The 15,616-nt window shown below is 71.5% G+C and carries 9 protein-coding genes, 1 tRNA gene and 1 pseudogene; 10 read left to right on the plus strand and 1 reads right to left on the minus strand.

Annotation, left to right across the window (positions count from 1 at the left end; all coding sequences use genetic code 11):
* Positions 1-26 precede the first annotated feature (26 nt).
* From tmk to ABZV34_RS07730, 4 genes are all read left to right on the plus strand, one after another.
* Entirely contained in the window at positions 27-3,437 is a 3,411-nt protein-coding gene (tmk, locus tag ABZV34_RS07715; protein WP_356272281.1) for a dTMP kinase, read from the plus strand.
* A 333-nt stretch (positions 3,438-3,770) separates the two neighbouring features.
* Positions 3,771-4,976, plus strand: a complete 1,206-nt coding sequence (locus ABZV34_RS07720; protein WP_356272283.1) for a DNA polymerase III subunit delta' — start codon at positions 3,771-3,773, stop codon at positions 4,974-4,976.
* A 173-nt stretch (positions 4,977-5,149) separates the two neighbouring features.
* Positions 5,150-6,733, plus strand: a complete 1,584-nt coding sequence (locus ABZV34_RS07725) for an alpha/beta hydrolase (protein WP_356272285.1) — start codon at positions 5,150-5,152, stop codon at positions 6,731-6,733.
* A gap of 107 nt (positions 6,734-6,840) precedes the next feature.
* Positions 6,841-6,914: transfer RNA gene (locus tag ABZV34_RS07730), tRNA-Thr, on the plus strand.
* A gap of 52 nt (positions 6,915-6,966) precedes the next feature.
* On the opposite strand, the pseudogene ABZV34_RS07735 reads toward ABZV34_RS07730, so the two are convergent.
* Positions 6,967-7,464: pseudogene (locus tag ABZV34_RS07735) on the minus strand (tyrosine-type recombinase/integrase); the annotation flags it as partial.
* Between ABZV34_RS07735 and ABZV34_RS07740 the strand changes: the two are divergent.
* From ABZV34_RS07740 to ABZV34_RS07765, 6 genes are all read left to right on the plus strand, one after another.
* Complete coding sequence (locus tag ABZV34_RS07740; RefSeq protein WP_356272287.1) at positions 7,442-7,888, plus strand: hypothetical protein; 447 nt, start codon at positions 7,442-7,444, stop codon at positions 7,886-7,888. The pseudogene ABZV34_RS07735 and the gene ABZV34_RS07740 overlap by 23 nt on opposite strands.
* 542 nt (positions 7,889-8,430) lie before the next feature.
* Positions 8,431-10,614, plus strand: a complete 2,184-nt coding sequence (locus tag ABZV34_RS07745) for a hypothetical protein (protein WP_356272289.1) — start codon at positions 8,431-8,433, stop codon at positions 10,612-10,614.
* 197 nt (positions 10,615-10,811) lie between these two features.
* Entirely contained in the window at positions 10,812-12,320 is a 1,509-nt protein-coding gene (gene pelF / locus ABZV34_RS07750; protein ID WP_356272357.1) for a GT4 family glycosyltransferase PelF, read from the plus strand.
* Positions 12,317-13,666 carry a hypothetical protein gene (locus ABZV34_RS07755; protein ID WP_356272290.1) on the plus strand — a complete coding sequence of 450 codons (1,350 nt, stop codon included), beginning with the start codon at positions 12,317-12,319 and terminating at the stop codon, positions 13,664-13,666. Before pelF ends, ABZV34_RS07755 begins: the two co-directional genes overlap by 4 nt.
* A gap of 178 nt (positions 13,667-13,844) precedes the next feature.
* Positions 13,845-14,852 carry an SDR family NAD(P)-dependent oxidoreductase gene (locus ABZV34_RS07760; RefSeq protein WP_356272292.1) on the plus strand — a complete coding sequence of 336 codons (1,008 nt, stop codon included), beginning with the start codon at positions 13,845-13,847 and terminating at the stop codon, positions 14,850-14,852.
* Positions 14,853-14,898: 46 nt separating this feature from the next.
* Positions 14,899-15,612 (plus strand): nucleotidyltransferase family protein, encoded by a 714-nt coding sequence (locus ABZV34_RS07765; RefSeq protein ID WP_356272294.1) that lies wholly within the window; start codon positions 14,899-14,901, stop codon positions 15,610-15,612.
* Positions 15,613-15,616: the final 4 nt, after the last annotated feature.

Consider the following 15,616-nt stretch of genomic DNA (forward strand, 5'->3'; position numbering starts at 1 on the left):
TCAGTGGGTCCCGATAGGCTTACAGGATGACGCGAGCCGAGCAGCCTACGGCCCACACTCCGGCCCCCGACGACGCCCTGGTCGCGGATTCGCGCGAGCGCGCCGTGCGCGCGCTGCTGCGCCAGCCGCAGCTGAAACGCCTGTGGGGCGCCCACCTCGTAGGGAGTGTGGCCGACGCCCTGGCCCTGCTTGTGCTGGTCGTTCTCGTCCTCCAGGCGGCGGTCGCGGAGGGTTCCTTCGGCGGTGGCTACCGCGGCGTGGCCCTCGCGGTGTCCGCGGTCTTCGCGGCGCGTGTGCTCGCGACGCTGCTCTTCGGAGCGGTCCTGTTGGGCCCGCTCACCTCGCTGACGTCGAAGGACGGCCCGCTCGACAGGCGCTGGACCATGGTCGGCGCCGACGGCCTGCGCACCCTGCTGCTGATCGTCGCGCCCCTGTGGATCGACTGGACACCGGACGACGCCCTCGCCATCCTCCTGGTCGTCGCGTTCGTGACCGGTGTGGCCGAGCGCTTCTGGACGGTGAGCCGGGAGGGCGCGGCCCCCGCGCTGCTGCCGGCGCCGCCCCTGGAGGGCGCCACCGTGCGCCCGCTGCCGGACCACATGGACGCGCTGCGGCGCCTGTCCCTGCGCACCGCGTTCGTGGCGGTGCCGCTCGCGGCCGCGGCGCTCGTCGTGGTGTCTCTTGTCAACAACCTGCTGGGGGCCGGGATCGCCTGGTTCGACCAGCATCAGGGGGCGCTCGCCTCGTACGTCGCCGCCGGGCTGTTCGCCGCCTCGCTCTCCGTGCTCACGTTCCTCGAACTGCCCGACACCCGCACCCCCCGCGCCCGCTCGCCCCTGGAAGGCCTGCGTCGGCCCAGGACGGGCACCGGTGTCGACAAGGGCCGTACCGGCGTGATCCCGCTCCTGGTGCTCGCCTGCGCGGCGGTCGCCGCGGCGATCGCGGCCGCCGTCGCGGTCTCCGTGCTGCAGGCCAAGGACCTGGGCGGCGGACCGGTCATGTACGGGCTGCTGGTGCTGGCGCTGACCGGCGGCGTCGTCGTCGGTATCCGCAACGCCGCCAAGGTGCTGCCTTCGCTGTCCCGCCGCCGGCTGCTCTCCCTCGCGATCGCCTTCACCGGTATCGCCTTGCTGGCCGCCGGACTGGTCCCGGATGTCACCAGCGTGCTGCTGATCGTCGCCCTCGCCGGCGCCGGCGCGGGTGTCGCCGCGAACACCGGGCACGCGCTGCTCGACCAGGAGACCGAGGAGTACCGGCGGCCGCGCACCACCGAACACCTGCACGCGGTCGTACGGGTCTCCGTGGCGCTCGGCGTCCTGCTGGCACCCCTGGTGGCCGCGGCGATCGGACCGCACCGCCTGGAGAACGGCAAGTTCGTGTTCGCGCACGGCGGCGCCGCCTTCACCCTGATGCTGGTGGGCGCCCTGCTGCTGCCCGTCGCCGCCCTGGTGCTCGCCAAGGTCGACGACCGCGCGGGCGTGCCGCTGCGCCATGACCTGCTGGACGCGCTGCGCGGCGGCGACGACCCGCTGCCGACGCCCGCCGGGAACGGGTTCTTCATCGCCCTGGAGGGCGGTGACGGGGCCGGGAAGTCGACCCAGGCCGAGGCGCTCGCCGAGTGGATCCGGGCCAAGGGCCACGAGGTCGTGGTGACCCGCGAGCCCGGTGCCACACCGGTCGGCAAGCGGCTGCGGTCCATCCTGCTGGACGTCTCGTCGGCGGGTCTGTCGCACCGCGCGGAGGCGCTGCTGTACGCCGCCGACCGCGCGGAGCACGTGGACACCGTGGTGCGGCCCGCTCTGGAGCGTGGTGCCGTCGTCATCTCCGACCGCTACATCGACTCCTCGGTCGCCTACCAGGGCGCGGGCCGCGACCTGTCGCCGACCGAGATCGCCCGCATCAACCGGTGGGCGACCGACGGACTGGTGCCGCACCTCACGGTCCTCCTCGACGTCTCCCCGGAGGCGGCGCGCGAGCGGTTCACGGAGGCGCCGGACCGGCTGGAATCGGAGCCCGTCGAGTTCCACACGCGCGTACGGTCCGGTTTCCTGACGCTGGCCGCGGCCGACCCCGGCCGCTACCTGGTCGTCGACGCCGCGCAGGAGCCCGAGGCGGTCACCACTGTCGTCCGGCACCGTCTCGACGTGATGCTGCCCCTCTCCGAGGCCGAGGTGAAGGCCCAGGAGGAGGCGCGCAAGGCGGCCGAGGAGGAGGCCCGGCGCAAGGCCGAGGAAGAGGCCGCCCGCAAGGCCGAGGAGGAGCGCCAGGAGCGCGAGCGCCAGGAACAGCTCGCCCGGTTGCGCGCGGAGGAAGAGGAACGCAAGCAGCGCGAGCTGGAGGAGGCCCAGCGTCGCGAGGCGGAGCGGCAGGCGGAGGAGGCCCGGCAGCGTGCCGAGGACGCCCGCCGCCGGGCCGAGGAGGAGCGGGCCCGTCTGCTGGCCGAGGAGAAGGTCAGGGCCGCCGAGCAGGAACGGCTGCGCAAGCAGGCCGAGGAGGAGGCCCGGCTGCGCGCCGAGGCGGAGACCCGGCGTCTGGAGAAGCAGCGCAAGGCCGAGGAGGCGCTGCTGCGCGCGGAGCGGGCACGGCGCGCCGCGGCGGAGACGGCGGCCGCTTCGGCCGCGGCCGCAGCCGCGGCGAGCGCGGCGGCGTCCTCGCCTTCCACCGGGGCTGCTCCTTCCACCGGGGCCGCCCCGTCCGCGGGGGCTTCGGCATCCGCCACGCCATCGGCATCCGCTCCGACCACGACTCCGGCCTCGGCGCGGGCTGCCGCTCCGGCCGGCACCGGCACCCGGTCCGACAACGAGACGACCGTGCCCACGCCGGTCGTCGCGCCCCCGAACGCGTCGGGTGGTGCCGTGGACGACACCGCGGTGCTGTCGCCGGTGCGGGACAGGGGCAACCGCGGTTCCCGGTCCGACTCCGAGGAGACGGCCAAGCTGCCGAAGCCGCCCGTGCCGGAGGACACCGCGGAGCGGACGACGGTGCTGCCGCCGGTCGGGCGAGCCACGGACGAGACGGCCGTCCTGCCGCCGGTGACCCCCCGCGCGGCCGACGAGACGGCGGTTCTGCCTCCCGTACGGGACAGGGACTCGGACTCGGACAGGGGCTCGGACAGGGGCTCGAACAGGGACAGGGGCAGCGGCAGCGGTAGGGATGCGGCCGGGGACCCCGCCGGCCGGGTGCCCCCGGGCTTCTTCCGGGACGAGCGGCAGGCGGCGCAGCGGCCCGACGACGGGGTCGACCGTACCCGCGAGTTGCCCCAGGTGGACGCCTCGGGCACGCCCCGCCGCCGCCCGCGTCCCGACTGGGCCGAGGAGACACCGCTCGACGATCTCCCGACCCTCGCGGACGAGCTGCTGGGCCCGCGGGACGACGACGAAGCGGACGAGGGGCGTGACGGACGCGGACGCGAGGGACGCGGCGGGAATCGTCGCTGAATCCAGGGCGGTGGCCGCCGCTGTCCGGGGCGGTCATCGCCGCGGGAGCGGGTGGGGTGACCGCCGGGTGCGGTCCTCGTGAGCCCGTGAGCCCGGGAGCCCGGGAGCCCGGCGGGGACGATCCGCCGGGGGTGCGGTGGTCGCGATCGGTGAGGCTGGTGGCCGTGATCGGTCGTGATCAGCCGATATCGACTGCGCTCGGCCGGCGCGGGCCGGACGGGATCGCCGAGCGCCACGGCCTCCGCCGGGTGATCCCCGGTCCGGGGCCCGTTGTCAGTGGCGACCCGCACAATGGACGCGGCAAGGCAAAGTGCGACGAAAGGGCGGTGCCCCGTGCCCGTATGGGACGACCTGGTGGGCCAGGACAAGGTGAGCGAGCAGCTCGCCGCCGCCGCGCGTGACGCCGACGCCCTGGTCACGGCGGTCGCCGGGGCCACCCCGCCCCCCGAGGCGTCCAGGATGACCCACGCCTGGCTGTTCACCGGCCCGCCCGGCTCCGGCCGTTCCACCGCGGCGCGCGCCTTCGCCGCGGCGCTTCAGTGCGTGAGCCCCGACCGCGCGCTGGGCGGAGTCCCGGGCTGCGGCTTCTGCGACGGCTGCCACACCAGCCTGATCGGGACGCATGCCGATGTGCAGATCGTCCGCACCGACCTCCTCTCCATCGGTGTGAAGGAGACCCGTGACCTGGTCCGCCGCGCCCAGATGTCGCCCGCCGTCGGCCGCTGGCAGGTCATCGTCCTGGAGGACGCGGACCGGCTGACGGAGGGTGCGGGCAATGTGCTGCTGAAGGCCGTCGAGGAGCCGGCGCCGCGTACGGTCTGGCTGCTGTGCGCGCCCTCCATCGAGGACGTCCTGCCCACCATCCGCTCCCGCTGCCGCCTGCTGACCCTGCGCACGCCACCGGTGGAAGCGGTCGCCGACATCCTCGTACGGCGTGACGGCATCGACCCCGTTGTCGCCGCGGCCGCCGCGAGCGCGACCCAGGGGCACATCGGGCGGGCCCGGCGCCTCGCCACGGATCCGCGTGCCCGTGAGCGCCGGGCCGCCGTCCTCAGGCTCCCCCTCCGGGTCGACGACGTCGGAAGTTGTCTCAGGGCGGCCCAGGAGCTGGTCGACACCGCGTCGGAGGACGCGAAGCAGCTCGCCGAGGAGGTCGACGTGAAGGAGACCGAGGAGTTGAAGACCGCCCTCGGCGCGGCGCAGGGCGGCCGCATGCCGCGCGGCACCGCGGGCGTCATGAAGGAGCTGGAGGACCGGCAGAAGCGCCGCAGAACGCGCACCCAGCGCGACAGCCTGGACCTGGCGCTCATCGACCTCACGGGCTTCTACCGCGACGTCCTCGCCCTCCAGCTCGGCTCCCGCCTGGCCATCGCCAACGCGGATTCCGGGGATGTGCTGGAGAGACTGGCCCGCGGCGGCTCGCCGGAGGCGACCCTGCGCCGGATCGACGCCATCGCCGCGTGCCGCGAGGCCCTCGACCGCAATGTGGCGCCGCTGCTGGCGGTGGAGGCGATGACGATGGCGCTGCGCGCGGGCTGACGCGACCGTCGGGATACGGCGTTCGGTCTGACGCGACCGTCGGGACGCGGCAGGGCGGGCAGACGGGGCCAGGTCCTCAGGGCACGGAGTGTGCGGGGTTGACGATGTCACTCGTACGAGGCGCGTATGCCACTCAAGGTGATCAATCGAGCACGCGAGGTTACGCTCGCGGAATGTACTTCAGGCGCATCCTCAGGCCCCTCCGCAGGGGCGGCATGCTGCTGGCCGCCGCGACGCTGCTCGTCTCCGCCTGCTCCACGGAGAGTCTCACCACGACGGCGTCGGCACCGACGACGGCGGAGGCGGTGCTGACCCCACTGCCCCGCACCACGCCCGCGACGCTGACGCCGTACTACGAGCAGAAGCCGGCCTGGCGCTCCTGCGGTGCGCCCGGCTTCGAATGCACCACGATGAAGGTGCCGCTCGACTACGACGACCCGGCCTCGGGCGCCATCAAACTGGCCGTGGCCCGCAAGAAGGCCACAGGTCCGGGGAAGCGGATCGGCTCGCTCCTGGTCAACCCGGGTGGTCCGGGCGGCTCGGCGGTCGGATACCTGCAGTCGTACGCGGGGCTCGGCTACCCGGCGCAGGTCCGCGCCCGTTACGACATGGTCGCGGTCGACCCGCGCGGAGTGGCCCGCAGTGAGCCGGTCGAATGTCTCAGCGGCCCGGAGATGGACGCGTTCACGAAGACGGACATGACGCCCGACAACACACGGGAGACGGCCGAACTGGTCGACGCCTACAAGAAGTTCGCCGTGGGGTGTGCCCGGCACTCGCCCAAGGTGCTGCGTCATGTCTCCACGGTCGAGGCGGCCCGTGACATGGACATCTTGCGTGCGGTTCTGGGCGACCAGAAGCTGAACTACGTGGGAGCGTCGTACGGGACCTTCCTGGGAGCGACGTACGCGGGTCTGTACCCGCAGCGGGTGGGCCGTATGGTCCTGGACGGCGCGCTGGACCCCTCGATCACCGCCCGCAAGCTCAACGAGGACCAGACGGCGGGCTTCGAGACGGCCTTCCAGTCCTTCGCGAAGGACTGCGTGCGCCACAGCGGCTGCCCCCTGGGCGGCCGGGGAACCAGCCCGGACCAGGTGGGCAAGAACCTCAGCGCCTTCTTCAAGAAGCTCGACTCGGACCCGATCCCGACGGGCGACGCGGACCGCCGCCAACTCACCGAGTCGCTCGCGACGACGGGCGTGATCGCGGCGATGTACGACGAGGCGGCCTGGCCCCAGCTGCGCGAGGCGCTCAGCGCGGCGATGAAGCACAAGGACGGGGCGGGCCTGCTCGCCCTCTCCGACAGCTACTACGAGCGTGACGCCAAGGGTCACTACACGAACCTGATGTACGCCAACGCGGCCGTGAACTGCCTCGACCTCCCCGCCGCCTTCTCGACCCCCGACCAACTGGAGAAGAGCCTCCCCGCCTTCGAGAAGGCATCCCCTGTCTTCGGCGACGGCCTGGCCTGGGCCTCCCTGAACTGCGCGTACTGGCCCGTGAAACCGACGGGGGAGCCCCACCGCATCGAGGCGAAGGGCGCGGGCCCGATCCTGGTGGTCGGCACCACCCGGGACCCGGCCACCCCCTACGCCTGGGCCAAGTCCCTCGCCAGGCAGCTCTCCTCCGCCACGCTCCTGACCTACGTCGGCGACGGCCACACCGCCTACGGCCGCGGCAGCGTCTGCATCGACACCGCGATCAACCGCTACCTCCTCGACGGCACCCCTCCACCCAAGGGAAAGCGCTGCTCATAGCCCTCCCCCACGCCCCGGATCCGGGCCCTCCGGGGCGTGTACGGAGCACTCTCGGAAACTGTGTAGACTTACCGACGTTGCTGATCGCACCATAGTGCGGACAGCGTGCCGCCTTAGCTCAGATGGCCAGAGCAACGCACTCGTAATGCGTAGGTCTCGGGTTCGAATCCCGAAGGCGGCTCTGTAGAAGCCCCAGGATTCTCACTCGCCGTGACCTGGGGCTTTTGCTTTTGCTGGATGCGGCGACGACGCCGTGCGCGGACCGTGCGGCTGTCCCTGGTCTCCATTCTGGTCTCAATGGACGGTTCAGGATGGGGTTCCGGCTGATGTTCCGGGGCGGGTTCCGGGCGCGGCATGAAGGCGTCCCCCATGCGGCGCATGGCGTCCTTCGAGAGGTGCGAGCGGGCCTTGACGTAGCGGCGGGTCTGGCTGATCCGGGTGTGCCGCAAGATCTCGATGATCGTGGGCATGTCCACCCCGAGTTCGTTCAGGATCGTGCCGGCCCTGTGGCGGCTCCCGTCGTAGAGGCGACGGTCGGCAATGCCTGCCTCCGCCAGTAGCTCCTTGAACTCTTCCCAGTCGTCCCGCGGGTCGATGGGGCGCCCGTCGGCCCGGCCCGGGTGAAAACGGCTTGGTGCTCCTTGCCAGAGTTCGCCGGCCGCCTCTCGCAATTCGTCCTGCTGTGCCTTGTGCGCGAGCAGATACGGGATGAACGCGGGCGGGATCGGCACGGGGTGGGGGCCTCACCCTGGTGGGGCTGCGCCTCTACCACCCCACTACTGGCCATTCCTCCAGACCGACTCCGTCGCGGGCGGTAGCGCGAACCCGTACGACTACTGCAACGGCGACCCGGTCAACTGCGCCGACACAAGCGGCCAGTGCCCGTCATGGAAGCACCCGATCAAGAAGGCCGCGTGCAAGGCGGCCGTCTGGGCCACCGAGCACGGTACCGAGGCGGTCGGCGAGGTCTTCTGCGGTGCCGTGGCCACCGTGGTCTTCGCCCTGTGCAGCGCGATAGTCACCGGGCTCTCCGCCTCGGTGTCGTACTACGTCGAAACATGCTGGGACGGAGGCTTCTCCTGGGGCGAGGCGATTAGCAACTTCGGCATCGCTGCCTTCGCCGGTGATGATCATCATCGTGGGTGCACTCAGTAGCCGATTGGCGATAACGTCGCAGGATCGGCGGTAGGCCGCGCCGCCTCAGCTGCCTGAAGGATCTGGCCCGGATCCAGGGCGCAGGGTCGTTTAGCGGATGCGGGGAAAATTCGTACGGCCATCTCGTCGGATCACACCTTCGGGTGATCCGATTAGTGGCCGGTCGGTGAAGTGTCGGGCGAGGTTCCGACGCTCTCCCCGGCGCTTCGCTCACGTGATGAATGCGCTCTGAGCTGCATATGTTATTGATCATTTGCTCATTCGGCGAGGTGTAATCGCACGCTCCGAGATTCCGTAGGACGGGCTCACGCGCGTCTGTGATGCGGCAGGCGATAATTCTCGGCGGTAGGCCGGAGGTGATATACCTCTGGGCGATGGGGGCGCGGGGATCGGGGGATTCACGTATACGCGGTTGTATTCGCTGCCGACACGGTCGTGTCCGCAAGCATGCAACCCTGCGCAATTTCTATCGCCGTCTGATCCATATCTGATCCACTGTTATTCCGCGCCGCGCTGACCCGCGGCGTTGGGGGGAGTTCATCATGCGTCGCATGCTGTTGAAATCCGGTGTGTGCGGCAGCGCTGCCGTGCTCGCACTCGTCACGTCGCCCATAGCTGCGAAAGCGGCCACGCTGGAGCCGAGGATCGACCTGAAGGTGCTCGTCGTCGATGACGGGGGTCCGGCCACCGGAGCCATCACCGCCGAACTCGACTCGGCTGGCACCCCCTACACCAGGGTCAACCTGGCCGACAGCGGGCGGCCGCAGATCAACGCCGCCTTCCTGAGCGATACCGTCAGCGGCCGTCCCAGGGCCAAGTACCAGGCCGTCGTGCTGCCGAACGACAACCCGTTCGGAGCGGGGTCCGCCGAGATGACGGCCCTCGCGACCTTCGAGCAGACCTTCGGCATCCGGCAGGCCGACGCCTACACCTACGCCAGGCCCGAGGTCGGGCTGAACTACGCGCAGTCGCCCGGGTACATCGGCTCGCTCGACGGCGCCACCGCCCAGGTGACGTCCACGGGGAAGGCCGGCCCCTTCGGCTACCTCGACGGGAACGTCCCCTTCGAGGACAACGCGCCCGACGTGTCCGAGAGTTACGGCTATCTGGCGGTGCCGCTCGCCCAGCAGCAGGCCGGGGCCACGTTCACCAGCTATGTGGACGCCCCGATCCCGGGCAGCTCCGCGCGCGGCTCGCTCGTCGGCGAGTACGCCCACGACGGGCGCCGGGAACTGGTCGTCAACTTCGTCTACAACCAGTACCAGGAGCAGTACCGGCTGCTCACCCGGGGCATTGTCGAGTGGCTGACCCAGGGCATCCACCTGGGCGCCGACCGCAACTACTTCGCGGTCCACATCGACGACGTCTTCCTCGGCGACGACCGGTGGAACACCTCGCTCAACTGCACCCCCGGAGACGTGGACTGCGCCCCGGGCGAGGGCGCCACCCCCGACCCGATCCGGATGACGCCGGCGGACGCCCAGTACGCCAAGCAGTGGTCCGCCGGCCACGGGCTCACCCTGGACATGGTGTTCAACGGCGGCGGCAGCGAGGACTACAAGGCGGAACACGGTGGCGCCGACCCGGCGGCGACCCAGCTCATCGCCGACAAGAACGCCTACCGCTGGGTCAACCACACCTACCAGCACCCGTTCCTGGGCTGCGTCCAGGACGTCAGCGTGGTGCCGTGGAAGTGCTCCACCGACGCGAGTGGAAAGGTCAAGTGGGTCAGCCAGGCCGACATCACCTCGCAGATCACCCAGAACCGCACCTGGGCGGGCGGCAAGGGCCTCGCCCTCGACAACACGGAACTGGTCACCGGTGAGCACTCCGGGATGAAGGTGCTGCCGCAGCAGCCCACCGACAACCCCAACCTGGCCCCGTCCCTGAACTCCACCGGGGTGAAGTGGCTGGCCAGCGACAACTCCCGGGACCCGCAGCAGCGTCAGATCGGCTCCGCCCTCACCGCGCCGCGCTTCCCGATGAACGTCTACTACAACGCGGGCCGCGCGGCCGAGGAAGTGGACGAGTACAACTACATCTACACCAGCAGGGCCAACGGCGGCAGCGGCATCTGCGAGGGCTCCGCGACCACCACCTGCCTGAGCGCCCCGCTGGACCCCCAGACCGGCTACACGTCGTACATCGTCCCGCTGGAGAGCCGCATCGCCCTCGGGCACGCGCTGTCCAACGATCCCCGGCCGGTGTACATGCACCAGTCGAACCTCGCCGAGGACCGCATCGCCTACCCGGTGCTGAACAAGATCCTGGGCGACTACAGCAGCCTCTACGCCGCCAACACCCCGTTGGTGAACCTGCGGCTGAAAGACATCGGCACCGAGCTGAAGAACCGTGCCGCCTGGGCCGCCGCGGTGAAGAACAACCAGGTCACCGCCTACCGGATCGGCAACACGGTCACCATCACCTCGCCGAGCGGCACCCAGACCAGCGCGACCATGCCCGCCGGCACCACCCAGCAGCAGCTGCTCGGCAGCACCGCCTTCGGCACCGCCTACGCCGGACAGCTGTCCGGCTGGACCACGCCCGGCCTGCTGCAGGCCTCGATCACCCTGCAACTGACCACGCAGGGCACGCCCGCGGCCCCCACCGCCACCGGCACCGGCACCGCGAAGGCAGCCGCTCCGGCTCCCGCGCTGCGTGTACCCAGTGGTGTGGCCAGCCCTGTCCCGGCAGGCCCCGGCGACACCGTCCGCCGCAAGCGCTGACCGTGACCGATGGTCACGACCGGCCCGACGGGCCCACCGGGCGCAACCGCCCCGGCGGGCCCGACGGGACACGGGGATACGGGGATACGGAAACCTTGGCACGGACCGACCACACCATGCGGGCACGCGGGGACACACCGCCCTCCGGCATGGCCACGGCCATCGCGGCCCTCAACACCGGCGCGACCCGCGTCACCATGCTCACCGAGGGCACCTACCCGCACAGCCACGGCGGAGTGAGTGTCTGGTGCGATCAGCTGGTCCACGGCATACCCGACGTGGACTTCCAGATCATCGCGGTCACCGGTGACGGCCATGAGACCGTCACCTGGGAAACACCCGCGCACGTCAGCAAGGTGGTCTCCGTACCCACCTGGGGACCGACGCCGACCGGCCGCGCACCGCGCGGCCGGCGGCTGCGGGACTTCCTCGGCACCTACGAGATGTTCCTGCTGGCCCTCCTCGATCCCGGTGCCGGCCCCGGCACCCATGCCGGCCCCAGCCGCCTGGAGCGCTTCGCCGAAGGGCTGTACGGCCTGGCGGCACGGGCCCGGTACGGGGAACTGACGGCGGCGCTGCGCACCGAGGCGGCGACACGCCTCCTGGCCGCCGTCTGGAACCGTCCGCACCTACCCACCCACGCCGCCCGGCCGACCATGCACGACGTACTGACCGCGACCGATCTGTTGGAACACGCCCTGCGCCCACTGGCGGCAGCCCCGCCCAGGCACGGGATCACGCACGCCGTCAGCGGCGGACTGGCGGCCCTCCCCGGACTGCTGGCCCGGCACCTGCACGGCACACCCCTGCTGCTCACCGAACACGGCGTCTACCTGCGTGAGCGCTACCTCGGTTACGGCGCCGGCGGATACCGCTGGCCGGTGAAGGCACTGCTGCTCGGCTTCTTCCGGCTGCTGGCACAGGAGACCTACGCCCGCGCCGCGCTCATCACGCCGGGAAGCCACTACAACCGACGCTGGGAGGAACGCGGCGGGACCCCACCCGACAAGATCCGTACCGTCTACAACGGCGTGGACCCCGGGGCCTTTCCCCCCGCCGGTCCGGAACCGGAGACCCCCACGCTGGCCTGGGCGGGGCGGGTCGATCCCATCAAGGACCTGGAGACGCTGATCCGGGCCTTCGCCCTGGTACGCCGCGAGATGCCCCAGGTGCGGTTACGGCTGTTCGGCGGCACACCCAGCGGCGGCCAGGCCTACCGGGAACGCTGCCAGGCTCTCGGCCGGGACCTGGGCGTCGCCGAGGCGGTCGTCTTCGAAGGCCGGGTGGAGGACATCCGCGACGCCTACGCGGCGGGCACCGTGGTCATGCTCTCCAGCATCAGCGAGGGCTTCCCCTTCACCCTCATCGAGGCCATGTCGTGCGGCCGGGCCACCGTCTCCACCGATGTCGGCGGGGTCCGCGAGGCGGTGGGCGACGCGGGACTCGTCGTACCGCCGCGCGAACCGGAGGCGATGGCACGGGCAGCCCTGGAACTGCTGCGCGCTCCCGCCCGCCGGGCCCGGATGGGCGCGGCCGCACGCATGAGGGTGATCGATCAGTTCACCCTCCGGCACACCATCGACTCCTTCCGGGAGATCTACGGCGCACTGGCAGCGGGCGAGGACCGGACGCACCTTTCCGAGACCTGGACGCACCTGGCCGAGGACCCGGCGCCACGTGCCCGACGGGCCGGAGGCGAGTGGTGAACCGGCTGGGCGACGACCGAACCGTACTCCTGCGCCTGCCGACCCCGCCGCAGCGGCCGACCTGGGCCGACGACCCGCTCGACGGGCTCGCCGAACGGCTGGCGGACGTGTGCGGGGCCGCCGTGCACCCGGACGAGATCGCCGCGGTGCTGGAGGCCGACGGGCTGACGCACGAACAGATCACCACCCGTTACTCGCGACAGGACCTGTTCGCCGTCGCGGAGGAGCTGTACGCCCGGGTACCGCGCCGCTTCCCGGATCCCGGACCGGTACCCGACCCGTGGCGGACCAGCCCGTGGCAGTGCCTGCTGCGCGGCATGCTGTTCGGCCTGCCGGGACTGGCCTACCTGCTGGGCGCGGGGCTGCTGCCCGGCCGGGTCACCGGGCTCGCCGCCTCGGCACTCGTGGCCTGGGCCTGGAACCAGGCACTGGCCCACCGGGCCTACGTACGGCTCGCCGCGGGCGGCCGGCGGGCAGCCGCGCGGTGCCTGCTGCTCGGGGCCCCGGCCGGGGTGACGGCAGCGGCGGCGGCCGCGCTGGCCGTCTCGGGGCCGGGTGCCGTCCCGGCCTTCGCAGCGGGAGAGGCGCTCTATCTGGCGGCCGCCACGGTGCTGCTCGTACTGGGACGCGAACAGCACCTGCTGCTCGCGCTCGTACCGACGGCGGCCGGGGCGGCCTGCACACCGCTGTGGCGCCCCGGACCGGTGCCGGTCGCCGTGCTGCTGCTGGCCACCGTCGCGGCGGCGGTGCTGTCGGCGGTACGGGAGATCGCAGGGTCGCTGCGCACCCCCGGCTCCTCGACACCGGGCACGGCCCGGCTCACCGGCTCCGTCCCGTACGGGCTGTTCGGCCTCGCCGGCGGGGCGCTGACGCTGATGGCCCCGGCGGCGGGCAGGTCGGCCGCCGTCGTGCTGACGCTGAGCATGGGCGTGGCCGAGTGGCTGCTCTACCGCTACCGGAGCCTGACACTCACCGCTCTGCGGCACAGCCGGACCCCTCGGGACTTCCGGCTCCGGGCGGCCGGTGTGCTCGCCCTGTGCCTCACCGGGTACCTCACGGTACTCGCCGCCCCGGCGCTGGTCACCGGGGCGGCGCCGCTGCCGCTGCTCGCCCTCGGCGCGGCGCTCTGGGTCGCCCTGCTGCTCCAGGCGGCCGGTATCGCCTGGCCGTCCGCCGTGGCCTGCCTCGCCGCCGCCGTGGCGGAGGCGGCCCTGTCGGGCGCGGCCCACCGGGGAACGGCTCTGCTCAGCGCGGCGACCGCCGAGTTGACGGCCTGCGGCTGCGCGACGGCGGTGCTGCTGGCGGTCGCGTGCACCCGGATGGGCCGGACCACGGCCCACCGCTGACCAGACCCCCGTATCCCGTAGCCCCGCGACCGCATGACGCCCGGACGTCCTGACGCCCCGGCCCGACCGATTCAGATTCCAGATTCCAGATTCGGAGTCAGTTCCCAGATTCGGTTCGCAGATTCAGTTCCCGGATTTCAGATTCAGATTTCGATTCACATCCAGAGGAGACATATCCGTGACTTCGCCCGCTCCCGTAACCGTGGCAGTAACCGGCGCCGAGGGTTTCATCGGCTCGCACCTGGTGGAGGCGCTCGTCGCATCAGGGCACCGGGTACGCGCCATGGCCCAGTACAACTCCTTCTCGTCGTACGGCTGGCTGGAGACCCTGCCGCAGGACGTGATGGACGGTGTGGAGGTCGTACTCGGCGACGTACGCGACGCCGGGTCCGTGCAGCACCTGCTCACCGGCACCGAGGCCGTGTACCACCTGGCCGCACTGATCGCGATCCCGTACTCCTACCAGGCACCGCACAGCTACGTGGCCACCAATGTCACCGGGACGCTCAACGTGCTGGAAGCCGTACGCCGGCTGGGCATCCCCAGGATGGTGCACACCTCGACCAGCGAGACGTACGGCACCGCGCAGACCGTCCCCATCACCGAGGACCACCCCATCAACACCCAGTCCCCGTACTCCGCTTCCAAGGCGGGCGGCGACCGGCTGGCCGACGGCTACTACGCCAGCTTCGGCATCCCGGTGGCCACACTGCGGCCGTTCAACACCTTCGGACCGCGCCAGTCCATGCGGGCGGTGATCCCGACCGTCATCGGGCAGGTGGCGGCCGGCGAGCGGACCATCGCCCTGGGCGATCTGCGGCCCACCCGGGACTTCATGTTCGTCAAGGACACCGCCCAGGCGTTCCTCGCGGTGGGCACCGCGCCCGCCGAGGCGGTCGTCGGCAGGACGTTCAACGCCGGTACGGGCGGCGAGATCTCGGTCGGCGAGCTGGTGACGCTGGTCGGCAAGCTGATGGGGGCCGAGCTGGAGGTCCGCGAGGACGCGCAGCGCATCCGGCCCGCCGCGTCCGAGGTGATGAGGCTGGTCTGCGACGCCTCCCGGCTGCGCGCCGCGACCGGCTGGGCACCGGCCCACAGCCTCCAGGAGGGGTTGGAGCAGACCGTCCGGTTCTTCTCCGACCCGGCGAACCTGGCCCGCTACAAGACCGCCATCTACAACGTCTGACGACTCGTCCCAGGCCATCGACCACCGACCGACAACGGAGTCCGCCATGCACGCAGTCATTCTGGCCGGAGGCAAGGGTGTCCGGCTGCGCCCCTACACCACCGCCCTGCCCAAGCCGCTCGTCCCCATCGGCGACCAGCACGCCATCCTGGAAATCGTGATGCGGCAGCTCGCCAACTCGGGATTCACCAGCTGCACCGTCGCCATCGGCCACCTCGGCCACATCATCCGCGCCTACGTCGGCGACGGCTCCCAATGGGGTATGCGCGTCGACTACTCGACCGAGGACAGCCCGCTGGGCACCATGGGCCCGCTGCTGACCATGCTCGACCGGCTGCCGGAGCACTTCCTGGTCATGAACGGCGACATCCTCACCGACCTGGACTTCCGCGCCGTCCTGCACGGTCACCAGGCCGACGGCGCGCCGCTGACCATCGCCACGTACTCCCGCAAGGTCAGGATCGACTTCGGCGTCCTCACCACCGACAGCAAGCGGGTCGTCGGCTTCACCGAGAAGCCGACCCTGGACTACCGGGTCTCCATGGGCGTCTACGGGCTCTCCCGCTCCACCCTCAACGGCTACACCCCCGGCCTGCCGCTCGGCTTCGACGAACTCGTCCTCGACCTGCTCCGCGACGGCACCCCACCGGCCGCCCACGAGTTCGACGGCTACTGGCTGGACATCGGCCGCCCGGACGACTACGACCGGGCGAACGTCGAGTTCACCACCTACCGCGACCTGCTGCTGAAGGGAGCGTGACCTG

The sequence above is a fragment of the Streptomyces sp. NPDC005195 genome, from assembly GCF_040608315.1.
In the GTDB taxonomy this organism is placed as follows: domain Bacteria; phylum Actinomycetota; class Actinomycetes; order Streptomycetales; family Streptomycetaceae; genus Streptomyces; species Streptomyces kaempferi.